The organism is Marinobacterium iners, assembly GCF_017310015.1.
Lineage (GTDB): Bacteria > Pseudomonadota > Gammaproteobacteria > Pseudomonadales > Balneatricaceae > Marinobacterium > Marinobacterium iners.
Genome location: NZ_CP022297.1, coordinates 2,265,815 through 2,288,126, shown reverse-complemented (window position 1 = coordinate 2,288,126; position 22,312 = coordinate 2,265,815). Strand labels below are relative to the sequence as shown.

The 22,312-nt window shown below is 54.4% G+C and carries 18 protein-coding genes and 1 tRNA gene; 16 read left to right on the top strand and 3 right to left on the bottom strand.

Annotated features, from left to right (window positions below):
* Positions 1-11: 11 nt before the first annotated feature.
* Positions 12-1,382 carry a cache domain-containing protein gene (locus CFI10_RS10985; protein ID WP_206834454.1) on the top strand — a complete coding sequence of 457 codons (1,371 nt, stop codon included), beginning with the start codon at positions 12-14 and terminating at the stop codon, positions 1,380-1,382.
* Positions 1,379-2,029 carry a response regulator gene (locus CFI10_RS10980; RefSeq protein ID WP_091823560.1) on the top strand — a complete coding sequence of 217 codons (651 nt, stop codon included), beginning with the start codon at positions 1,379-1,381 and terminating at the stop codon, positions 2,027-2,029. The genes CFI10_RS10985 and CFI10_RS10980 overlap by 4 nt, the downstream gene beginning before the upstream one ends.
* Here CFI10_RS10980 and CFI10_RS10975 read toward each other — a convergent pair.
* Complete coding sequence (locus CFI10_RS10975) at positions 2,023-2,748, bottom strand: substrate-binding periplasmic protein (protein ID WP_242529965.1); 726 nt, start codon at positions 2,746-2,748, stop codon at positions 2,023-2,025. The genes CFI10_RS10980 and CFI10_RS10975 overlap by 7 nt on opposite strands.
* Before the next feature lie 185 nt (positions 2,749-2,933).
* Here CFI10_RS10975 and CFI10_RS10970 point away from each other — a divergent pair, with 185 nt between their 5' ends.
* The 3 genes from CFI10_RS10970 (at position 2,934) to CFI10_RS10960 (ending at position 6,551) form a co-directional block, all read left to right on the top strand.
* A complete protein-coding gene (locus tag CFI10_RS10970) occupies positions 2,934-5,546 on the top strand; it encodes a putative bifunctional diguanylate cyclase/phosphodiesterase (RefSeq protein WP_206834452.1) in 2,613 nt (870 codons plus the stop codon).
* A 92-nt stretch (positions 5,547-5,638) separates the two neighbouring features.
* Positions 5,639-5,715, top strand: a tRNA-Val gene (locus CFI10_RS10965).
* A gap of 98 nt (positions 5,716-5,813) precedes the next feature.
* A complete protein-coding gene (locus tag CFI10_RS10960) occupies positions 5,814-6,551 on the top strand; it encodes an HD domain-containing protein (RefSeq protein WP_206834451.1) in 738 nt (245 codons plus the stop codon).
* 412 nt (positions 6,552-6,963) lie between these two features.
* Here CFI10_RS10960 and gltA read toward each other — a convergent pair whose 3' ends face one another.
* Positions 6,964-8,241 (bottom strand): citrate synthase, encoded by a 1,278-nt coding sequence (gene gltA, locus CFI10_RS10955; RefSeq protein WP_206834450.1) that lies wholly within the window; start codon positions 8,239-8,241, stop codon positions 6,964-6,966.
* 439 nt (positions 8,242-8,680) lie between these two features.
* Here gltA and sdhC point away from each other — a divergent pair, with 439 nt between their 5' ends.
* From sdhC to CFI10_RS10900, 11 genes are all read left to right on the top strand, one after another.
* Positions 8,681-9,058, top strand: a complete 378-nt coding sequence (gene sdhC, locus CFI10_RS10950) for a succinate dehydrogenase, cytochrome b556 subunit (protein WP_091823384.1) — start codon at positions 8,681-8,683, stop codon at positions 9,056-9,058.
* Positions 9,052-9,399, top strand: a complete 348-nt coding sequence (gene sdhD, locus CFI10_RS10945; RefSeq protein ID WP_091823381.1) for a succinate dehydrogenase, hydrophobic membrane anchor protein — start codon at positions 9,052-9,054, stop codon at positions 9,397-9,399. The genes sdhC and sdhD overlap by 7 nt, the downstream gene beginning before the upstream one ends.
* 3 nt (positions 9,400-9,402) lie before the next feature.
* The gene (gene sdhA / locus CFI10_RS10940) at positions 9,403-11,178 is read left to right on the top strand and encodes a succinate dehydrogenase flavoprotein subunit (protein ID WP_091823378.1); all 1,776 of its coding nucleotides are present in this window, start codon (positions 9,403-9,405) and stop codon (positions 11,176-11,178) included.
* A 12-nt stretch (positions 11,179-11,190) separates the two neighbouring features.
* A complete protein-coding gene (locus CFI10_RS10935; RefSeq protein WP_091823375.1) occupies positions 11,191-11,895 on the top strand; it encodes a succinate dehydrogenase iron-sulfur subunit in 705 nt (234 codons plus the stop codon).
* A 309-nt stretch (positions 11,896-12,204) separates the two neighbouring features.
* A complete protein-coding gene (locus tag CFI10_RS10930) occupies positions 12,205-15,036 on the top strand; it encodes a 2-oxoglutarate dehydrogenase E1 component (protein WP_206834449.1) in 2,832 nt (943 codons plus the stop codon).
* Between the two features lie 48 nt (positions 15,037-15,084).
* The gene (gene odhB, locus CFI10_RS10925) at positions 15,085-16,305 is read left to right on the top strand and encodes a 2-oxoglutarate dehydrogenase complex dihydrolipoyllysine-residue succinyltransferase (RefSeq protein ID WP_091823368.1); all 1,221 of its coding nucleotides are present in this window, start codon (positions 15,085-15,087) and stop codon (positions 16,303-16,305) included.
* Between the two features lie 40 nt (positions 16,306-16,345).
* Entirely contained in the window at positions 16,346-17,785 is a 1,440-nt protein-coding gene (lpdA, locus tag CFI10_RS10920; RefSeq protein ID WP_206834448.1) for a dihydrolipoyl dehydrogenase, read from the top strand.
* Between the two features lie 123 nt (positions 17,786-17,908).
* Positions 17,909-19,075 (top strand): ADP-forming succinate--CoA ligase subunit beta, encoded by a 1,167-nt coding sequence (sucC, locus tag CFI10_RS10915; RefSeq protein ID WP_091823361.1) that lies wholly within the window; start codon positions 17,909-17,911, stop codon positions 19,073-19,075.
* Between the two features lie 2 nt (positions 19,076-19,077).
* A complete protein-coding gene (gene sucD / locus CFI10_RS10910) occupies positions 19,078-19,959 on the top strand; it encodes a succinate--CoA ligase subunit alpha (protein ID WP_091823358.1) in 882 nt (293 codons plus the stop codon).
* Positions 19,960-20,073: 114 nt separating this feature from the next.
* Positions 20,074-21,450 (top strand): ATP-dependent RNA helicase DbpA, encoded by a 1,377-nt coding sequence (dbpA, locus tag CFI10_RS10905; RefSeq protein ID WP_206834447.1) that lies wholly within the window; start codon positions 20,074-20,076, stop codon positions 21,448-21,450.
* Between the two features lie 9 nt (positions 21,451-21,459).
* Positions 21,460-21,918 (top strand): YaiI/YqxD family protein, encoded by a 459-nt coding sequence (locus tag CFI10_RS10900; protein WP_206834446.1) that lies wholly within the window; start codon positions 21,460-21,462, stop codon positions 21,916-21,918.
* Here CFI10_RS10900 and CFI10_RS10895 read toward each other — a convergent pair.
* Complete coding sequence (locus CFI10_RS10895; protein ID WP_091823349.1) at positions 21,915-22,235, bottom strand: DUF3301 domain-containing protein; 321 nt, start codon at positions 22,233-22,235, stop codon at positions 21,915-21,917. The genes CFI10_RS10900 and CFI10_RS10895 overlap by 4 nt on opposite strands.
* Between the last annotated feature and the right edge of the window lie 77 nt (positions 22,236-22,312).

Below are 22,312 nucleotides of genomic sequence, written 5' to 3'. Positions count from 1 at the left end.
GGTGCAGTTCAATGCCGCTGAAGATCAAGATCCTCCTTCTTTCCATTCTTCCGATGATGCTGGTGACCTCGGCTGTTGCCTGGCTTGGCATGAATCAGGCGCGTCAGCTGTCAGAGGAAGAGATCCGGCTGTTTGAGCAGCATTTGCTGGGCTCCAAGCAACGAGAACTGGAAAACTATGTCAGCCTGGCGCTGACATCCATCGCCCATATCGTTGATACGGCAGGCCCCGATGATGCCCAGGCCAAAAGTGCAGTCAAGCAGATCCTGACTGATATGACTTTCGGTGATGATCAGGACGGGTATTTCTTCGTTTACACGCTTGAAGGCGTCAACCTGGTTCACCCGACACAGCCGGAGCTGGTCGGGCAGGACCTGTATGACATGCAGGACGCCCGTGGCAATTACGTGATTCGCAATTTGCTGGAGCGCGCTCGACAGGGCGGCGGCTTTCATCGCTACCTGTGGCAAAAGCCATCCAAGCAGGCACGTGAAGAGAAAATCAGCTATGCGGTGATGTTGCCCAAGTGGAACTGGATGCTGGGAACCGGTCTTTATCTGGATGATATCAGCCGAGAAGTTGCCAAAATCCGTGCCGAGGTCAACCGTAATATTCGCAACACCTTTTTTACCGTGCTCGTCATCATGTCGGTGGCTGTGGTGTTGGTGGTCCTGTTGGGAGTTGCAATCAACCTGCATGAGAACCGTTTGGCTGACAGTCGTCTGAGGCTGTTGGCGCATCGTTCCATTCTGGCCAACGTGGCAGACCGACGTCGCTTCTCGCGGGAATTGCATGATGGCATCAACCAGTTGATGGTATCTGTGCTGTACCGGATTGAGCTGGCGCAGCGCAAGCTGAAACAGGGAAATCAGGAAGGACTGACTGACCTGGACAAGGGTTATCAGGTGCTGAATGAAGCGATTCAGGAAGTGCGTCGGATTTCTCACGACCTGAGACCGACTCTGCTGGATGACCTGGGCCTGGAGGCGGCGCTGGAAGGCTTGCTTGATCGCTTTACGGAGCGAACCGGCATCCGACTGGATCTGGATATCCGCTTGCCCGGTGGAAGGCTGCCAGAGGACGTGGAAATTACGGTCTATCGCCTGGTCCAAGAGGGGCTGACCAATGTGGAGCGACACTCAGGTGCGGGGCTGCTACGCTTACGTCTGTGGCAGCAGGGTGGTCAGCTGTGGCTGAAAATGCAGGATAATGGCTGTGGGTTTGACCCTGAGGTACTGGAGCGATTCGAAGGTATCGGCTTGCGCAACATGCGCGAACGGGTCGAGTTGCTGGGGGGCGAGTTCAGGCTGGCTTCACGGCAGGGGCAGGGGGCAACACTGTTGGCGGGCTTGTCCCTGCAGCAGACAGGAGGTGAGCGATGACAGACTCGATCAGGGTGCTGCTGGTGGATGATCATCCGCTGGTCATTGATGGCATTCAGGCCCGGCTGGAAAATGAGGGCGGCATCGAAGTGGTTGGGCAGGCCGGCAATGGTCTTGAAGCCATCGAGCTGGTTCAGTCTCTCAAGCCGGACGTGGTGTTGATGGATGTGTCCATGCCGATCATGAATGGACTGGAGGCAACGCGTGAGCTGCGTACACGTTCACCCGAAACTCGAGTGCTGATTCTGAGCATGCATGACAACCGGGAATATATGGTACAGCTGATTCAGTCTGGTGCCCGAGGCTACATACTGAAGGATGTTTCTGCGGCCGAGATGGTGAAGGCGATTGAAACTGTTTGCCAAGGCGGTACTTACTTCAGTGCCAGTGCATCGCAGACCTTGTTCAGTCACTTCACGGACCCGGAGGCGGCGAATTCGGCAGAGGAGCCCGGGGAATTAACACCGCGGGAACGCATGGTGTTGCGACAACTGGCGGAAGGGCACAACAACAAGGAGATTGCCCGTGCCCTGTCAATTTCGGTGCGGACGGTGGAAACCCACCGTCAGAACATCAAGTCAAAGCTCAATATTCATACAGCTGCAGGCCTGGTGCGGTATGCGCTGGAACACAATCTGGTTCAGTGAGGCGGCGCGACCTCCTCTAACACAATGGGCCCAAGATCATTGGCCTCGGCTGCTTTTCTAAGGCGGCCGTCTTGTTTGATGTCACTGACAAAGCGATTCACCCGTGCCAGCCACTGGGGCTGCCCTTTGGCTACGGCATATGCGTACCGGAAGGGGCGCTCAGTCATTGATGCCGGAGGCTCAATCAGGCGAGCCCAGTCATAGAAACGAAGCACCTTGCGTGAGTAAGGGTAATCGGTGATGAATACATCCGCCATTCCTGACATGACAGCCTGCTCACGTTCTCGAGGGTCTTTAACTACCATCATGTCGGCATGTTGCAGGCTGCTGCGCATTTGAGACTCCATATAGGTTCCTTCCTGTACACAGACAATGGCGCCGGGCTGGTCAATATCACTCCACTGTTGTATGCCAGGATGCGTGCGTGTGCTGACCGCATACATCTGGCTGGCCAGGTAGGGTTCACTGTAATCGATGCGCTGGGCGCGTGCGTCCGTGATTGCTATCGAAAACATTCCGATGTCACAGGCGTCTGCTTCCAGGTCATCCATGAAACGGCCGAAATGTGTTTCGACAAACTCAAGTTCCACATCAAGGTCGCGTGCAAATTCATGCGCCAGCTCGATATCAATCCCCTCAAGACGACCCGTCTTGGGGTGGCGTGCACTGATGGAAAAGTAGTCGGGCCAGATACACACTCGCAACGTCTGTGATTGCATGATCCGGTTGAGTCGATCAGGAGAGTTCGTTTGTGCATTCAGGCCAAGGCTGGTGCACAATAGCGTCGTGAGGGCAACCCAAGAAAGGGGTAACGGTGCCTTGACCTGCATTTAACGTCTCCAGAGAGTAAGCGATGCCAAGCACTATAGCAGATGATAAACCCCGGTATAGCCTGAAGACGGGCTTGTCTGTTTTGCTGTTGGGGCTGCTGCTGATTACCACGTTGGTGGTGATGCAGTTGGTTGTCGTCAACCTGGGTACACAGCGGGCGGTAGCTGAGCTGGAAAAGGAAGCCACCCTGCTGGCACATTCGCTTGAGAGCAGTGTCACTCGAACGGTTCAGGACGTACAGGGGCGCTTGCGTTCCCTGGAGGATCTGTTGGAGCACAGTAAGGAGTTGATGCAACAACCGCTAGAACTGCAGCAGCGGATGCAGATGCTGGTTTCCATGACGCCCCAGCTGCGTGAGCTGGCAGTGCTGCAGCGACAAGAGGGTCGCTTAACCGTGTTGGCGAGCTCCGCAATAGCGCGTGATGGCAGTCATATTGAGTCCCTTGCCTGTACGGAAAGTGCCCCTGTTACAGCATTGCTGCGTTTTTCCGAGCCGCTGCCTGGGCGCTTCCTGGGCTCTGATACCGGGCCTGAGGGAGTGTATAAGCTGCCGGTATGCATGCTGTTTTCGGCCGAGGCCGGGCAGCAGACATGGCTTGTTGCAGTATTGAACCCAGATGCGTTGCGTGAGTTGTTCCGGCCGATCATTGATAACCTGCCGGCGCAGGTGCAGCTTTATCGTCATGATGGCCGAGCGCTGGTGGAGCTGCCGGTCGCTGCAAAAGGCTTTGCTGCAGCACCCGGAGAGTTGCTGGAGCTGGTGCGCCAACGCGAGTGGGGGCTGTATCACGCTGTTGAACAGCCTGACGCCAATGTAACAGCCTACCGTGCTACCTCCATGCTTCCGTTATTGTTAACGCTTACCATCGATCGTAATCAGGCGTTGGCACCCTGGTATAGAACGGTAGCGACCATGTGGTTGATAGTGGGTGTGGTGTTGGTGTTGATACTTATGGCATCAGTTCTGATCGCCTGGATGCGCTACCGCCAGTATCGTTTGATAGATGAGCTGCACTTGCTGGGCGCAGCGATCAGTACCACGGCCAATGCCGTGCTGATTACAGATAGCCGTGGCGATATTCGCTGGGTCAATCAGGCATTTACGCGCCTGACCGGCTTTGCGCCCGAAGAAGCTCTGGGGCGCACGCCAGCCATTCTCAATTCAGGTGAGCACTCGGCACTGTTCTTCAGACGCTTGTGGGACACAATTATGGCGGGTGAGGTTTGGCGTGGCGAAGTAGTCAATCATACCCGTGATGGCAAGCAGCTCATGGTTGAACAGACAATCACGCCGATCAAAAGCGGCAAAGGAGAGCTGACTCATTTTGTAGCGGTGCATGAAGATATTACCGCGCGCAGGGCGGCCGAACAGCGCTCGCTTTATCTTGCCAATCATGATCACCTGACCGGACTTCCCAATCGGCGTGAGCTGCTGTCGCGATTGGGTCAATGGCTGCAGCCAGATGGCCCTTCCTATCTCGCGCTGCTGTATATCGATCTGGATAACTTCAAGGCGGTCAACGACACGCTTGGGCATGGCCGAGGGGATGAGTTGCTGATTGGCATGGTAACCCGGCTTAATAACCTGATTCCGCCAGGCGGGTGCCTTGCGCGCTTGGGGGGGGACGAATTTGCAATTGTGATGGTACAGGATGTGGGGCGCGAACAGGCGTCGCAATTGGCACAGAGAATAACCGATCTGTTGGCCGAACCCTTTGAGCTTGCAGGCCAGCGCTTCAGTTTGACGGCCAGTATAGGTTTGGCTCTAACGGCAAGGGGCAAAAGTGACCCCCAAACCCTGCTGCGGCAGGCTGATCTTGCACTCTATGCGGCCAAGCATGATGGTCGTAGCGTATATCGAATATTCAATGCAGAGATGGACTTTCAAGTCAGCCGAAGAGTGAATATCGAGCAGGGACTGAGACTTGCGCTGACGCGGCCTGAGCGTGTTTTCAGCATGTACTACCAGCCAGTATTCGATGCCCAGACATTAAAGCCTGTTGCGGCTGAGTTGCTGCTGCGCTGGAAGACTGAAACGGGAGAGTGGATTTCACCGGCGGAATTTATTCCGGTTGCAGAAGAAAGCGGCATGATCATTGAGCTTGGTCGCTGGCAATTGGAGCAGGTAATCGCGCGTATGGCAGACTGGGAATTGATCAACAGCAGCCGTTTTTACCTTAGTGTTAATGTATCGGCAGTACAGTTGGCGCGTGACGAAATCGCCAATTGCATGATAAGCCTACTGGATCAGTATGGTATTCCGGCGCACAAGATCACAGTGGAAGTAACCGAAACGGCAATTATCAATTTGAATGACAGGTTTGAAGCCAATCTGGCCTCCTTTGCCGCTGCCGGAATACGCCTGTCGGTAGACGACTTCGGTACCGGCTATTCATCACTTGGAAATCTTCGTAACCTGCGAGCGGACTACCTGAAAATAGATCGCAGCTTCGTGGTGGGTATTGGGCAAAACCATGGCGATGAAGAGATCATTCTGGCTATGCTGGCGTTGGCGCGAAGTCTTAACATGAAAGTGGTGGCCGAAGGGGTTGATAAAGATCATCAGCTAAGATTTTTGCAGCAGGCCGGCTGTGATCAGATACAGGGCTATCTGCTTGCCAAGCCAATGCCGGAGTCGGCTTTAATGCGTCACCTGCAACAGCATCAGACAGGCCCAGGTGGTTGAATGACTTGATGCAGGCGTATGAAAAAAAAGAAAAATACCCTCTGAGGGGCTTGCACCCAAAGTCATCATCTATATAATACGCAGCACATTTTAGGACTATAGCTCAGTTGGTTAGAGCACCACCTTGACATGGTGGGGGTCGGCGGTTCGAGTCCGCCTAGTCCTACCAGATTTATAAAAAAGCCACTACGGGTCATGCCGAGTGGCTTTTTTTGTTACACTGCACCTGAATGTGGCTTGTACAAACTCTAGGGAAAAGGAGGGGGTATGTCGAACAGGGAAGATGATCAAGCGTTTGAAAGCTTGAGCGATCTGTTAGGTGTGGAGGATGATCTGGATGCAGTTCGTCCAGATCTATTCGAAACAGTTGCAGTTGATGCGGTCGACAGCTCACAGGCCAGGCCTAGTGTGGGTTTTGATGTTGAAGCTTTTGACCGCTCTCGCGCATTGGTGTTGTTGGGTAAAAGCACTGGTGGAATCTGTTTGCAGCAAGTGCGTGAATTTGCCATGGAGGCGCATGCAGGGCAGCGGCTTCGACATACTTCAGAGCCATACTGGAAACATCTTTCTGAAGTTGCGGGGCTTGTGGCGACCTGCAACAACTCAGGCTCAAGGATGGTAGCGCTGGCCTGGTTGCATGATGTGGTTGAGGATACAACTGTTACGCTGCGAGAGGTCGAGCGTACGTTTGGCGCTTCAATTGCTGACGGAGTGCGATGTCTGACTGGCTCAGCCAATAGTTCAATTTCGAGTGAAGAGCGTAGTCGGCGTGACCGGCAGCGGTTGGCGGCTGGTGATGCGGATGTGCATAGTGTCAAGTTGGCCGAAATTGCATGCCGTCTTTCATCCCTGTGTCGTCTTAATTCGGAAGTTGAGCTTGCGGGTTATCTTGAGGAAAAGCGCCTTGAAGTTGGCGTGCTGACTCAGGGTGATGATGGCTTGAAAAGACTGGTGCGCACGCTCTGGTCTGAAACAAAGCGAATGGCTGGGTCGAGTAAGGTATAGTGCGTGTGCGTGAATTGTGGCTGGATGCCTTAGTGTGGCAGTTGCTTGTAGCTGCCGCCTGAAGTGCAATGCTGAAAATTCAATGTTGCGTCAGTGGCTGGGCGCGTACTCAGTACCTCTCTGTGGTCCTGCTCGCTTAGCAGGTATGCATCACATAAATCGCATTTGATCAGTTCACTATCACTGATTTTGCTGATGCTGAGATGGTGTCGTGAAAGGACTCCGCTGCTCAATAGAGTGCGGCAGTGTTGGCATATCTGTTCCATGGTTGGATCCCTCCTGAGTACAAGCGTCCTGCTGATACCACTTTAGCTTATCCAAAGGTCATGAGCAGTAGGAATTTTTCCTAATTTAAATGTTTGTTTGGACCAAAAAAAACCCTGCATAGGCAGGGCTTTTTGATTAATTGCAATCAGGCAGGATAATCACGCTGCTTTGCACCAGTATAGAGCTGGCGCGGGCGGCCAATTTTGTTCGGGCTGGAATGGAATTCGTTCCAGTGCGAGATCCAGCCGATGGTGCGGGAGAGGGCAAAGATCACGGTGAACATGTTGGTCGGAATGCCTATCGCTTTCAGGATGATGCCGGAATAGAAGTCCACGTTCGGGTACAGCTTGCGCTCAACGAAGTATTCATCTTCGAGTGCGATCTGTTCCAGTCTCTTGGCGATCTGCAGCTGAGGGTCGTTTTCGATACCCAGCAGAGCCAGAACTTCATCGCAGGTCTTCTTCATTACCTTGGCGCGAGGGTCGAAGTTGCGGTATACGCGATGGCCAAAGCCCATCAGGCGGAATGGATCGTTCGGATCCTTGGCCTTTTCGATGAACTCGGGGATGTTGGCCTCATCGCCAATCTCATCCAGCATGGTCAATACCGCTTCGTTTGCGCCGCCGTGAGCCGGTCCCCACAGGGCGGCAATGCCGGCTGCGATGCAGGCAAACGGGTTCGCACCGGAAGAGCCAGCCAGGCGAACGGTAGAAGTGGAAGCGTTCTGTTCATGGTCGGCATGCAGGATGAATATGCGATCCATGGCGCGAGCCAGTACAGGATTGACTTCATAATCAGCGCAGGGGGTGCCGAACATCATGCGCAGGAAGTTGGCGCCATAGCTGAGTTCGTTTTGCGGATACATGAACGGCTGGCCGATGGAATACTTGTAGCACATGGCTGCAAGCGTCGGCATCTTGGCGATCAGGCGATACGCGCAGACTTCGCGGTGGTGGGGGTTATTGATATCGAGCGAGTCGTGATAGAACGCTGACAGTGCACCAACAACACCGCACATGATGGCCATTGGGTGCGCGTCACGGCGGAACCCCTTGAAGAACTGGCTGAGCTGTTCGTGCACCATGGTGTGGTTAGAAATGGTGTTAACGAACTTATCTTTCTCTTCTGCCGTGGGCAGTTCACCGTTGAGCAGCAGGTAGCAGACTTCAAGGTAGTCGGACTTTTCAGCCAGCTGTTCGATCGGGTAGCCGCGGTGCAGCAGCACGCCTTGGCCACCATCGATATAGGTGATCTTGGATTCGCAGGCCGCAGTGGACACGAAGCCGGGGTCGTAGGTGAACAGGCCTTTGCCGGTCAGTGGGCGTACATCTATGACGTCGGGACCTTCAGTGCCGGAATAGACCGGCAGTTCGATCGCTTCGTCCAGACCATCGACTGTCAAACGTGCTTTCTTGTCAGCCATCAGAGGCTCCTATCATTCTGTTTTGTATTGCTGCGGCTTGCTACTGAGCCGCTTCATAGGAAATGGCCCGAAAAAGGACCCACCCACTATAGAGTTTGAAACAGGATTGTCAATTAAGCCTTGTGGGTGAAATGTTGCATCGCAACAGAAAGATTTTTCCTAGCAATTCAGCTGCTTTGGGGAAATAAATAATTAGTTGTATGTCGACCTGAAAATGATTATACGAGCCAGTCAGCAGGTCTGGATCTTCACACTAGACTTAAGCCTTAGGTAGCGCTGGGCGCGTTGTATTCCAAGGGTGATCTGTCTATACTCTCGCACCTGAGTTGGCACCGTGCCCACTGGTTAAGTGTCAGTTCTGGCATCTCGAGGTACTACTCTCTGAGCACTTCCTAGCAACCTTGTCCTGCAACTGGACAGAAAAGTGTGAACTAGAGCCGTGAACAAGAAAAGACCTGTAAATTTAGATCTGCGAACCATAAAAATGCCACTCCCGGCGATCACTTCAATACTGCATCGCGTATCAGGTGTGGCGCTGTTCTTTGGCGCCATCTTTATGCTTTATGTATTAAGTATGTCGCTGGAATCTCAGGCCGGTTTTGACCGCGCTGCTGAGATGCTCCAGGAGTCATTCCTGGCAAAACTCATTGCATGGGGGCTGGTGTCAGCGCTGCTGTACCACTTCTTTGCAGGTATCAAGCACTTGATCATGGATCTTGGCCACTGTGAAGAACTGGATAGCGGTCGTTTGGCAGCCAAGGTCACTTTGGTGATAGCGGGCATCGCTATCCTGCTTGCGGGAGTCTGGATATGGTAACAAGTATCACAAGCTTTGGTCGTAGCGGCCTGTATGACTGGATGATGCAGCGCGTCACCGCAATTGTACTGCTGGCTTACACCATTTTTATGATCGGCTATCTGCTGATGAATCCGGAACTGGATTACAACCAGTGGAAAGAACTGTTCAGCGGTACGGTCATGCGTATCTTTACCCTGCTGGCAGTCCTGTCCATGGTGGCGCACGCCTGGATCGGTATGTGGTCTGTTTCTACTGACTACATCAAGGCGACCGGTGCTCGCTTCGTGTTCCAGTCCGCATGCGGCCTGCTGGCGTTTATTTACGTCGTGTGGGGCATCCAGATTCTGTGGGGTATCTAAAACATGTCTAAACTGCGTACGCTTACTTTCGACGCGATCGTCGTCGGTGGTGGTGGTGCTGGCATGCGCGCTGCGCTGCAGTTGGCACAGTCAGGCCTGAATACGGCCTGTGTCACCAAAGTATTCCCGACCCGTTCTCACACTGTGTCTGCTCAGGGTGGTATTACCTGTGCGATTGCCAGTGCTGATCCGAACGATGACTGGCGCTGGCATATGTATGACACCGTCAAGGGGTCAGACTATATCGGTGACCAGGACGCAATTGAGTACATGTGCTCCGTAGGTCCTCAGGCTGTATTCGAGTTGGATCACATGGGGCTACCGTTCTCGCGCACCGAAATTGGCCGCATCTATCAGCGTCCGTTCGGTGGTCAGTCCAAGGGGCCGGATAACCCTACACAGGCAGCTCGTACCTGTGCAGCGGCAGACCGTACCGGTCATGCGCTTCTGCATACACTGTACCAGGCCAATATGAAGGCCGGTACGACTTTCCTGAATGAATGGTATGCCGTTGATTTGGTCAAGAATGCCGATGGTGATGTGGTTGGCTGTATTGCCATTTGCATCGAAACCGGTGAGACCGTTTATATCAAGTCCAAGGCAACTGTGCTGGCAACTGGTGGTGCGGGTCGTATCTATGCATCCACCACCAATGCACTGATCAATACCGGTGATGGTATTGGTATGGCGATGCGTGCTGGCGTGCCTGTTCAGGATATGGAAATGTGGCAGTTCCACCCGACCGGTATTGCCGGTGCTGGCGTCCTCGTAACCGAGGGTTGTCGAGGTGAGGGTGGCTATCTGGTGAACAAGGATGGCGAGCGCTTCATGGAGCGTTATGCTCCGAACGCCAAAGATCTTGCAGGTCGTGATGTTGTTGCGCGCTCCATGATTCTCGAGATTCTCGAAGGACGTGGTTGTGGCGAAAATGGCGATCATGTTTATCTTAAGCTGGATCACCTGGGTGAAGAGGTGTTGCATTCACGCCTGCCGGGCATCTGCGAACTGTCCAAGACCTTTGCTGCCGCAGATCCGGTGAAAGAGCCGATCCCGGTTGTGCCGACCTGCCATTACATGATGGGTGGTATTGCGACCAATATTGGTGGTCAGGCAATCTCTCCGGATGCTCAGACCGGTGAAGACAGGATCATCAATGGTTTGTTCGCCTGTGGTGAAGCGGCTTGTGTATCTGTACATGGCGCCAATCGCCTAGGTGGTAACTCTCTGCTTGACCTTGTGGTATTCGGTCGTGCGGCGGGTATGCAGATCGAGCAGCAGATGCGTGAAGGCTACTCCGTGGCTGAAGCGACCGAGTCTGATATTGAAGCGGCGATGTCTCGTCTGAATCGTCTCAATAACAGCACAGGTGGCGAAAAGGTTGCGGATGTGCGCAAGGATCTGCAGAGCACCATGCAGCTGTACTTTGGTGTGTTCCGTGATGGCACAAGCATGCAGAAAGGTCTCGGCCTCCTGAAGGAGATCCGTGAGCGTGTTGCCAACGTACATCTTGAAGACAAGAGTCAGGCGTTCAATACCTCGCGTATTGAAGCTCTGGAGCTTGAGAACCTGATGGAAGTTGCTGAAGCAACCGCGATTGCGGCTGAGGAGCGCAAGGAGTCCCGTGGTGCGCACGCCCGTAACGACTTCACCGAGCGTGATGACGAAAACTGGTTGTGCCACTCCGTCTTCTTCCCGCAGAACAAGTCCGTTGGCAAGCGCGCAGTCAACTTCGCGCCCAAGACAATGGATCCGTTCCCGCCGAAAGTACGAACCTATTAAGAGGCTGGTGCGATGCTGGTAAGTGTATATCGTTACAACCCTGAAGTGGACGATGCTCCCTACATGCAGGATGTCCATATTGATATCCCGGGTGGCAAAGACATCATGGTGCTGGATCTGCTCCAGCTGCTGAAAGAAAAGGACACGACTCTTGCTTATCGTCGTTCCTGCCGTGAGGGCGTGTGTGGCTCGGATGGCATGAATATGAACGGCAAGAACGGTCTGGCGTGCATCACGCCGCTGTCTGAAGTGGTCAAGGATGACAAGCTGGTACTGCGCCCGCTGCCGGGCCTTCCGGTGATTCGTGACCTGGTCATCGATATGACTCAGTTCTACAAGCAGTACGAGAAGATCAAGCCGTTCCTGATCAATGATACGCCGCCGCCGGCGATCGAGCGTTTGCAGTCACCGGAAGAGCGTGCTGAGCTGGATGGTCTGTACGAGTGTATTCTCTGTGCATGCTGCTCCACTGCCTGTCCTTCCTTCTGGTGGAATCCGGACAAGTTTGTGGGTCCGTCCGGCTTGCTGCAGGCCTACCGCTTCCTGGCCGACAGTCGTGATACCGCGACCAATGAACGCCTGTCAGAGCTTGATGATCCGTTCAGCGTATTTCGTTGTCATGGCATCATGAACTGTGTCAGCGTGTGTCCGAAGGGTCTCAATCCGACAAAGGCGATTGGTAAAATTCGCAACATGCTGATTCAGCAAGCAACCTGATTTTTCTCGGGTATAAAAAAACGGCATCTTTGATGCCGTTTTTTTTGGTTCTCAGGCAGGAGGGTTCGGGCGTCATAGCCAAAAGGCCTATGTCATCCATGTGGCATAATTTTATAGAATCCTCGCCTGCTAGCGGTGTTAAGGCCGCAATAAAAAGCGTAGAATTATCGACCGCGGCCGCACGCGATCCGTCGTTGCTGCGGGACGATACAAAAAACGGTAATCAGCAGAGGGTTAACGGGCTGTTGGGTCAGGAAATAGTGCAGCCTGATCGCTACAGTGCCCTCTCAGAGCCAGGGTGAGATGATAATGCAAGATGGCATAATGGAGCAGATGTGGAAGAATGCCCATCTCTATGGGGGCAGCCTTTCATATGTCGAACAACTATACGAAACGTACCTGATGGACCCGAATGCCGTTCCACAAGAATGGCGTGAAGAGTTCGATCGACTCCCCAAGGTTGGTGATAACATCACGCAGGATGTGCCTCACTCCACCATCCGGGAACACTTCCTTCTCCTCTCCAAGAATCAAAAGCGCGCCATGCCGGTATCCGGCAGCAGTGTCAGCTCTGAGCATGAAAAGAAACAGGTTCGCGTTCTGCGGATGATCAATGCCTATCGCGTGCGTGGACACCAGCACGCTGATATTGATCCACTGAACCTGATGCAGCGTGAGCAGGTGCCTGACCTTGATCCGCGCTTTCATGAGCTTTCAGAAGCTGACTTCGATACCCGCTTTCAGCTGGGTTCACTGTTTTTCGGTCCCGAAGAGAGCACGCTGAAAGAAATCCTGGCTGATCTCAAGAAAACCTACTGCACTACCGTCGGCGTTGAGTATATGCACATCGTCGATACACAGGAAAAGCGCTGGATTCAGTCACGCATGGAGCCTGTGCGCAGCCATCCTGTGCTGACCAATGATGAGCGCAAGCACATTCTGGAGCGCCTGGTCGCGGCTGAGGGCCTCGAGAAATATCTCGGCTCACGCTATGCCGGTGCCAAGCGCTTTGGACTTGAAGGTGGCGAGAGCCTGATTCCGTGCCTTGATGAGCTGGTTCAGCGTGCCGGTCGTGACGGTGCCAAGGAACTGGTAATCGGCATGGCACACCGCGGTCGTCTCAATGTGCTGGTCAATCTGTTTGGCAAGAATCCGCAGGATCTGTTCGGCGAGTTCGAAGGCAAGCGCGTAATCGAAACCTCTGGTGACGTGAAATACCATCAGGGCTTTTCATCCAATGTGATGACACCGGGCGGAGAAGTTCACATCGCCATGGCGTTCAACCCGTCTCACCTTGAGATCGTGTCTCCGGTGGTTGAGGGCTCCGTGCGTGCGCGTCAGGACCGTCGTAATGATCCGGTTGGCAATACTGTAATCCCGGTTGCCATCCATGGTGATGCCGCCTTCGCAGGTCAGGGTGTGGTGATGGAGACATTCCAGATGTCTCAAACCCGTGCCTACAAGACCGGTGGCACCGTCCATATCGTGATCAACAACCAGGTGGGCTTCACCACTTCCAAGAAGGAAGATGCGCGTTCCACTGAGTATTGTACAGATGTGGCCAAAATGGTGCAGTCTCCAATTTTCCATGTGAACGGAGATGATCCCGAAGCCGTCCGCTTTGTGACTCAGCTGGCACTGGACTATCGTAACGAATTCAACAAGGATGTGGTTATCGACCTGGTGTGCTATCGCCGTCGCGGCCATAACGAAGCGGATGAGCCTTCAGGTACTCAACCGCTGATGTACAGTAAAATCAAGTCCCAAAAGACAACCCGAGAGCTGTATGGTGCTCGCCTCGTCGAAGAGGGTGTTATCTCGGCTGAAGAATCCAAGGCGCTGGATCAGGATTACCGCAAGGCACTGGAAAACGGTGAGCATGTGGCCAAGTCTCTGGTGCTGCAGCCTAACTCTGAGCTGTTCGTTGACTGGCGCCCCTACCTGGGCCATCAGTGGTCTTTCGAATGTGACACGCGGGTGGATGCCAAGCTGTTGAAAGAGCTGGCCAATAAAACCTGTGAGTTCCCGGAAGGGGTGGCGGTTCAGCGTCAGGTACAGAAGATTTACGAAGACCGCAAGAAAATGGCCGCCGGCGCCATGGAGATCAACTGGGGCTTCGCAGAGACCATGGCCTATGCAACACTGCTGGCTGAGGGCTATCCAATTCGCCTTACCGGTCAGGATGTGGGGCGTGGAACCTTCTCTCACCGCCATGCGGTGATCCATAACCAGAAGGATGCTTCCACTTATACTCCACTGCAGAATCTTGCAGATGGGCAGCCAGCCTTTGATATCTATGACTCCTTCCTCTCTGAGGAAGCGGTACTGGGCTTCGAATATGGTTACTCAACCACTACGCCGAATGCATTGGTAATCTGGGAAGCTCAGTTTGGTGACTTTGCCAACGGAGCGCAGGTCGTTATCGATCAGTTCATTACCTCCGGTGAGCACAAGTGGGGCCGTCTGTGCGGTCTGACCATGCTGTTGCCTCACGGCTTTGAAGGTCAGGGCCCCGAGCATTCATCCGCACGCCTTGAGCGTTTCCTGCAGATGTGTGCCGAGCACAATATTCAGGTGTGTGTGCCATCCACACCGGCTCAGATTTTCCACCTGCTGCGACGTCAGGTCGTGCGTCCGCTGCGCAAGCCGCTGGTTGTGATGTCTCCGAAGTCTCTGCTGCGTCACAAGCAGGCGATCTGTTCGCTTGAGGATCTTTCCGAAGGCACGTTCCAGCCGGTGATTCCGGAAGTGGATCAGCTGAATCCGAAGAAAGTAAAACGCGTGGTCATGTGCAGTGGCAAGGTTTACTACGACCTGTACAACCGTCGCGCCGAACTGGAAAAGGACGATGTCGCCATCGTTCGCATCGAGCAGCTCTACCCGTTCCCGGAACAGGGCCTGAAAGATGCCATTGCTGATTACACCAATCTGGAATCGGTGGTTTGGTGTCAGGAAGAGCCGATGAACCAGGGCGCCTGGTACTGCAGTCAGCATCATATGCGCAATGTGATGCAGCAGCATGATCCCAAGCTGCATCTGGTGGGTGTGGGTCGTCCCCATGCCGCAGCACCGGCAGTAGGCTATATTTCGGTTCACCTTGAGCAGCAAGAGCAGCTGGTCAACGAAGCAATCAACGGTTAATGACAGGTTCGCATACAAGACCTGAGCAGCATTAATAAAGGAAACAGCATGTCCATCGATATTAAAGCGCCGACTTTCCCTGAATCCGTTGCTGACGGAACAGTTGCAACCTGGCACAAGCAGCCGGGTGAAGCATGTTCAGCTGATGAGCTGATCGTTGACATCGAAACCGACAAGGTCGTTCTTGAAGTGGTTGCACCGGCAGATGGTGTTCTCAAGGAGATCGTCAAGGGTGAAGGTGACACTGTTCTGAGCGAAGAAGTTATTGCCATCTTCGAGGAGGGCGCGGCTGCGGCTGCGCCAGCACCGGCTGAAAAGGCCCCCACAGCCGAATCTGCCGATTCGCCTGCCGCGGAAGTGACCACTGACGCTGATAAGGTTGGTCCGGCCGCTCGCAAGTTGATCGAGGAGAACGGCCTGGATGCGTCCAAAATTCCGGGTACCGGCAAGAATGGTGGTATCACCAAGGAAGACGTACAGAACTTCCTGAAAAACAAGCCTGCTGCAGCTCCGGCGGCCGCTGCTCCTGCAGCCGCAGCTCCGGCACTGAACATTCCGGCTGGCGAGCGCACCGAGAAGCGTGTTCCGATGACCCGTCTGCGTGCCACCATCGCCAAGCGTCTGGTCGAAGCGCAGCAGAATGCGGCGATGCTCACAACCTACAACGAAGTGAACATGAAGCCGGTCATGGAGCTGCGCAAGCAGTACAAGGACCTGTTCGAGAAGGTTCACGGCGGCACGCGTCTGGGCTTCATGTCCTTCTTCGTCAAGGCGGCTACTGAAGCATTGAAGCGCTTCCCGGCGGTCAACGCTTCCATCGACGGTAACGACATGGTCTATCACGGCTACCAGGATATCGGTGTTGCCGTATCAACTGAGCGTGGTCTGATGGTACCGGTGCTGCGTGACACGGATTCCATGAGCCTTGCTGAAGTGGAAGGCACTATTGCCGATTTCGGCAAACGTGGTCGTGAGGGCAAGCTGGGCATGGATGACATGCAGGGTGGTACCTTTACCATCACCAACGGTGGTGTGTTCGGTTCTCTGATGTCCACTCCGATCCTGAACCCGCCGCAGACTGCCATTCTGGGCATGCACAAGATCCAGGAGCGTCCAATGGCGGTCAATGGACAGGTTGAGATCCTGCCTATGATGTACCTGGCGCTGTCGTATGACCACCGTATGATTGATGGCAAAGAGGCGGTACAATTCCTCGTCACCATCAAGGATCTGCTGGAAGACCCGGCACGCATGCTGCTGGATGTCTAATCAGACCCGCAATCGAACGAGTGAAAAACAGGATTAAGTAATGTCAGATAAATTTGATCTCATTGTTATCGGTGCCGGCCCCGGCGGGTACGTGGCTGCAATTCGTGCAGCTCAGCTGGGTCTGAAAACTGCCTGTGTCGAGAAGTGGGTTGATGACAAGGGTACACCGGTTCTCGGTGGTACCTGTCTGAACGTCGGCTGTATCCCGTCGAAGGCACTGCTTGAAACCACGCACAAGCTGCATGAGGCTCAGCACGGTTTCGCTGCTCAGGGTATCGTGGCCGATAACGTGCGCATGGACACCAAGCAGATGGTGGCCCGCAAGGATCAGATCGTTAAGAACCTGACCGGTGGTATTGCCGGTCTGTTCAAGGCCAATGGCGTGACTTTGCTGCAGGGTACCGGCAAATTGCTGGCCAACAAGCAGGTTGAAGTAACGGCCCAGGACGGTAAAACCGGCGTTTACGCTGCCGATAACGTGATTCTGGCGTCTGGTTCCGTACCGGTCGAGATCCCGCCGGCACCGCTGACCGAAGGTCTGATTCTGGATAACGAAGGCGCCCTGAATATCGATGAAACCCCGAAACGTCTGGGTATCATTGGTGCAGGTGTCATCGGTCTGGAAATGGGTTCCATTTGGGCGCGTTGCGGCTCTGAAGTGACCGTATTTGAAGCGATGGATGACTTCCTGGCACTGGCTGATGTTGATGTCGCCAAGGAAGCCAAAAAACTGCTTACCAAGCAAGGTCTGGATATCAAGCTGGGTGCGCGCTGCACCGGCACCGAGATCATCGATGGCAAGGAAGTGAAGGTGAAATTCGCTGATGCCAGCGGTGACCAGGAGATGGTGTTCGACAAGCTGATCGTAGCAGTTGGACGTCGTCCTCAGACTCAGGGCCTGTTGGCAGCAGACAGCGGTGTCAAACTGGACGAACGCGGCTTCATCTTCGTTGATGACAGCTGCCGCACTGATGCGCCAGGCGTCTACGCCATCGGTGACTCCGTGCGTGGCCCAATGCTGGCACACAAGGCCTCTGAAGAGGGGATTATGGTCGTTGACATCATTGCTGGCCACAAGGCTGCACTGAACTATGACTGCATCCCCAACATTATTTATACCTTCCCTGAGCTGGCCTGGGTCGGCAAGACCGAGCAGCAGCTCAAGTCCGAGGGTGTAAAAATCAAGGTTGGTAAATTTCCGTTTGCTGCATCTGGCCGAGCAATGGCTGCCAATGCAACTGATGGCTTCGTCAAAATCATTGCTGACGAAGAAACCGACCGCATACTGGGCGTACACATGGTCGGTGGCATCGCCTCCGAACTGATTGCTCAGGGTGTGATTGCGATGGAATTCTGCGCCAGTGCAGAGGATCTGCAGCTGATGGTGTTCGCTCACCCGACCGTCAGCGAAGCTGTGCATGAAGCAGCACTGGCAGTGGACAATCACGCCATTCACATTGCAAATCGCAAAAAGCGATAACCTGAAGGGTTAATCGGTGGGGCAGAGATCCTGCTTTTGCCGATCTGCAGAACAAAGGTGTATCCCGACTGACTGCACTCTGGTCGGGATACCTGTATAACCGAAAATACAACGGATTAGAGCATGAACCTTCACGAGTACCAGGGTAAACAACTGTTTGCCGAATATGGTCTGCCGGTCTCCAAAGGGATCGCGGTAGATACTCCGGAAGCGGCTGCTGAAGCGGCTGAAAAAATTGGCGGAGACAAGTGGGTTGTAAAAGCCCAGGTTCACGCCGGTGGCCGTGGTAAAGCAGGTGGTGTAAAGCTGGTTGACTCTCCGGCTGACGCCAAGGCATTTGCCGAAAAATGGCTGGGCCAGCGTCTGGTGACTTATCAGACAGACGCCAATGGTCAGCCGGTTACCAAAATTCTGGTTGAAACCTGCACCGATATCGCTAACGAGCTGTATCTGGGTGCGGTTGTTGACCGCTCCAGCCGTCGCATCGTGTTCATGGCTTCCACCGAAGGTGGTGTCGAGATCGAGAAAGTTGCTGAAGAGACTCCGGAAAAGATCCTGAAAGCAACCATCGATCCCTTGACCGGCGCTCAGCCGTATCAGGGTCGTGAGCTGGCGTTCCAGCTGGGCCTGCAGGGTGATCAGATCAAACAGTTCGTCAACATCTTCCTTGGCCTGGCCAAGATGTTCGAAGAGAAAGATCTGGCACTGCTCGAAATCAACCCGCTGGTCATCACTGACCAGGGCAACCTGCACTGCCTGGATGCCAAGATCGTTATCGACGGTAACTCTGTTTACCGCCATAAGGATCTACAGGGCATGCACGACCCGTCTCAGGAAGACGAGCGTGAAGCGCGTGCAGCCGAGTGGGATCTGAACTACGTGGCACTGACCGGCACTATCGGTTGCATGGTAAACGGCGCAGGCCTGGCCATGGGTACCATGGATATCGTGTCTCTGCACGGCGGTTTCCCGGCCAACTTCCTGGACGTTGGTGGTGGTGCAACCAAAGAGCGTGTAACCGAAGCGTTCAAGATCATCCTTGAAGACAAGAACGTTAAAGCGGTTCTGGTTAACATCTTCGGCGGTATCGTACGTTGCGACCTGATCGCTGACGGTATCATCGGTGCAGTTAAAGAAGTGGGTGTCAACGTACCGGTTGTGGTACGTCTGGAAGGTAACAACGCTGAGCTGGGTGCGCAGAAACTGGCAGAATCCGGTCTGGACATCATTGCAGCAACCAGCCTGACTGACGCTGCTCAGCAGGCAGTCAAAGCAGCGGAGGGTAAATAATCATGGCCGTTCTGATCAACAAAGATACCAAAGTCATCTGTCAGGGCTTTACCGGTGGCCAGGGTACTTTCCACTCTGAGCAGGCGATTGCCTACGGCACCAAAATGGTTGGTGGTGTAACTCCGGGCAAGGGCGGTACTGAGCACCTGGGTCTGCCGGTATTCAACACCGTTAAGGAAGCTGTAGAAGCGACTGGCGCTGAAGCGTCTGTTATCTACGTTCCGGCTCCCTTCTGTAAGGATTCCATCCTGGAAGCCGCCAATGCTGGCATCAAACTGATCGTTTGCATCACCGAGCACATCCCGGTAATGGATATGCTGCAGTGCAAAGTGAAGTGTGATGAACTGGGCGTGCGCCTGATCGGCCCGAACTGCCCGGGCGTTATCACCCCGGGTGAGTGCAAGATCGGTATCATGCCGGGCCACATCCACCTGCCGGGTAAAGTCGGTATCGTTTCCCGTTCTGGTACTCTGACGTACGAAGCGGTTAAACAGACTACTGACGCTGGCTTCGGTCAGTCTACCTGTGTTGGTATCGGTGGTGACCCAATCCCGGGCTCCAACTTCATCGACATCCTGGAAATGTTCCAGAACGATCCGCAGACTGAAGCGATTGTTATGATCGGTGAGATCGGTGGTTCTGCCGAGGAAGAAGCGGCTGCCTACATCAAGGCTAACGTAACCAAGCCGGTTGTTTCTTACATCGCGGGTGTTACTGCACCTCCGGGCAAACGCATGGGCCACGCTGGTGCGATCATCTCCGGTGGCAAGGGTACTGCAGACGAGAAGTTTGCGGCTCTGGAAGACGCTGGTGTGAAGACTGTTCGCTCTCTGGCCGATATCGGCAAGGCACTGTCTGAAGTGACCGGTTGGGCAATGAAGTAAGAGCCGTCGGGTTTCTTTCAAAAAGGCAGCTTCGGCTGCCTTTTTTGTTTCCGTGCGCCCCTATCCGCCCTCTGCTAGAATGCGCCTTCAGAAACACATTCCGAAGGTATTCCCTTGAGTCAACATCCCTTTTCAGTCCTGCCGTTGCGTGCCGAGCTGCTGGACAATCTCGCCTCGCTTGATTATCACTTGATGACCCCGATTCAGCATGAGAGTCTCCCCGTGATTCTGGACGGCAAGGATCTTATCGCTCAGGGCAGAACCGGATCAGGCAAAACGGCGGCCTTCGGTCTGGGTGTGCTGCAGCAGCTTGACCCCACACGTTTTCATGTTCAGGTGCTGGTGCTCTGCCCGACCCGCGAGCTGGCTGATCAGGTTGCACAGGAATTGCGCCGTCTTGCGCGTCAGATCCCCAATGTCAAAACGCTGACATTGTGCGGAGGGCAGCCTCTGGGGCCACAGATTGGCTCACTGGAGCATGGTGCCCATATCGTTGTCGGCACCCCTGGGCGCCTTGAGGAACACCTGCGCAAGGGCACTCTCAAACTGGACAGGTTGCAGGTGCTGGTACTGGATGAAGCTGATCGCATGCTGGAAATGGGCTTCCAAGCTGCGGTGGACGCGATTGTTGATCAGACGCCGGCCAAGCGCCAAAGCCTTCTGTTCAGCGCAACCTATCCACGTGAGATTGAGGACATTGCCAGCCGTATTCTAACCAACCCGGTTCGGGTGGAAGTGGCCTCGCTGCATCAGTCCGGCAGCATCCGCCAGCATTTTCATCGCGTTGCCGAAGAGGAGCGTCAGGCGGCTTTGACGGCACTGCTCTACCATTATCGTCCGGTATCGGCGGTAGTGTTCTGCAATACCAAGCAGGAAGTGCGCGATCTGGAATCTTTTTTGCAACAGGAGGGGATTGCCGCGGTGGCTCTGCACGGTGATCTTGACCAGCGCCAGCGTGATCAGACCTTGGTGCGGTTCTCCAATCAAAGCGCTTCTGTATTGGTGGCTACTGATGTTGCAGCCAGGGGGCTGGATATCGAAGGGCTTGATCTCGTGGTTAACTACCGTCCCGCCAAGGAGTCTCAGGTGCATGTACATCGCATTGGACGCACCGGTCGTGCCGGCCAGAGTGGTGTGGCAGTAACCCTGTTCAGCGACCGGGAGGGTCACAAGCTTGCGGGCATTGAAGCCCAGCTGGATATAATTGCCACGGAAGAGCCTTTGCCCGCCGCACGTGCTGATGGCAGTTATCGTCCACCGATGGCAACACTGCAACTTGATATCGGTAAAAAACAGAAGATCCGCCCCGGAGATGTTTTGGGTGCATTGACCGGTGGCGAGGGGCTTCAGGGTGATGAGGTCGGCAAAATTCGCGTGTTCGATTTTTGTACCTATGTGGCGGTCAGTCGGCCGGCGGCGAAAGAGGCGGTACGCAAGCTGTCTCAGGGCAAGATCAAGGGCCGCAGCTGCCGTGTACGACAGTTGCGTTGAGGAAAAGACATGAAGATCTGGGTCGATGCTGATGCCTGTCCGGTAGTGATTAAAGAGATACTCTTCAGAGCGGCTGATCGGACCGGGCTGGAGCTGACACTGATTGCCAATCACGCAATCAAGGTGCCGCCATCAGCGAATATCCGCGCGATCCAGGTTTCTGGTGGGTTTGATGTGGCTGACCACGAGATCGTACGCCGCTGTGAGGCAGGCGACCTTGTGATTACCAGTGACATACCACTGGCGGCAGAGCTGCTGGACAAGGGCGCGATGGCTCTAACGCCGCGAGGCGAGCAGTTTACGGCAGAAAATATTCGTGGCCGGCTGAATATGCGTGATTTTATGGAAACGTTGCGCGCCAGCGGCGTACAAAGTGGCGGTCCTGCGGCCATGGGCCAGTCCGACCGCCAGGCCTTTGCCAATCAGCTCGACCGTCTGATCAGTAAGGCGCTGCGAAGCAAGGGTTAACCGATACGGTGGGGTGGAAGTTCAAAACCCTGTACCCGGCGTCCGCTAAGGCGGATCAGGCCGTTATAGCGCTCATCTCCAGTTGATGTGAAACTGAATTGGTAGCAGCGCTCCAGTTCGAGAAGGCCTTTGGAATTGCGCCTCGGTTTCATGCTCTTCAATGCGATACTCTCATCCAGTAGCTGTACGTCCTGTTGCTGGCAATAGGCCCGTACCTGGCGCGTGGCATACTCACGTACCTTCAGATTCTGCCACCACATCAAACACAGACAGGCTGTCAGCGCCAGCCAGAACAGATCAGACAGCTCAATCCACATAGAGGTCTCCTTCAAGGGGGGCTCATAATACCAGCCGTTGCGTTAAAAATAACCCTGCGGAATTGAGGGGTGAAAAT

Excerpts from the sequence above, each read along its gene's own strand:
- CFI10_RS10985 (WP_206834454.1), top strand. The coding sequence starts at position 12 with ATGCCGCTGAAGATCAAGATCCTCCTTCTTTCCATTCTTCCGATGATG.
- CFI10_RS10980 (WP_091823560.1), top strand. The coding sequence starts at position 1,379 with ATGACAGACTCGATCAGGGTGCTGCTGGTGGATGATCATCCGCTGGTC.
- CFI10_RS10975 (WP_242529965.1), bottom strand. The coding sequence starts at position 2,748 with ATGCAATCACAGACGTTGCGAGTGTGTATCTGGCCCGACTACTTTTCC.
- CFI10_RS10960 (WP_206834451.1), top strand. The coding sequence starts at position 5,814 with ATGTCGAACAGGGAAGATGATCAAGCGTTTGAAAGCTTGAGCGATCTG.
- gltA (WP_206834450.1), bottom strand. The coding sequence starts at position 8,241 with ATGGCTGACAAGAAAGCACGTTTGACAGTCGATGGTCTGGACGAAGCG.
- sdhD (WP_091823381.1), top strand. The coding sequence starts at position 9,052 with ATGGTAACAAGTATCACAAGCTTTGGTCGTAGCGGCCTGTATGACTGG.
- sdhA (WP_091823378.1), top strand. The coding sequence starts at position 9,403 with ATGTCTAAACTGCGTACGCTTACTTTCGACGCGATCGTCGTCGGTGGT.
- CFI10_RS10935 (WP_091823375.1), top strand. The coding sequence starts at position 11,191 with ATGCTGGTAAGTGTATATCGTTACAACCCTGAAGTGGACGATGCTCCC.
- CFI10_RS10930 (WP_206834449.1), top strand. The coding sequence starts at position 12,205 with ATGCAAGATGGCATAATGGAGCAGATGTGGAAGAATGCCCATCTCTAT.
- odhB (WP_091823368.1), top strand. The coding sequence starts at position 15,085 with ATGTCCATCGATATTAAAGCGCCGACTTTCCCTGAATCCGTTGCTGAC.
- lpdA (WP_206834448.1), top strand. The coding sequence starts at position 16,346 with ATGTCAGATAAATTTGATCTCATTGTTATCGGTGCCGGCCCCGGCGGG.
- sucC (WP_091823361.1), top strand. The coding sequence starts at position 17,909 with ATGAACCTTCACGAGTACCAGGGTAAACAACTGTTTGCCGAATATGGT.
- sucD (WP_091823358.1), top strand. The coding sequence starts at position 19,078 with ATGGCCGTTCTGATCAACAAAGATACCAAAGTCATCTGTCAGGGCTTT.
- CFI10_RS10900 (WP_206834446.1), top strand. The coding sequence starts at position 21,460 with ATGAAGATCTGGGTCGATGCTGATGCCTGTCCGGTAGTGATTAAAGAG.
- CFI10_RS10895 (WP_091823349.1), bottom strand. The coding sequence starts at position 22,235 with ATGTGGATTGAGCTGTCTGATCTGTTCTGGCTGGCGCTGACAGCCTGT.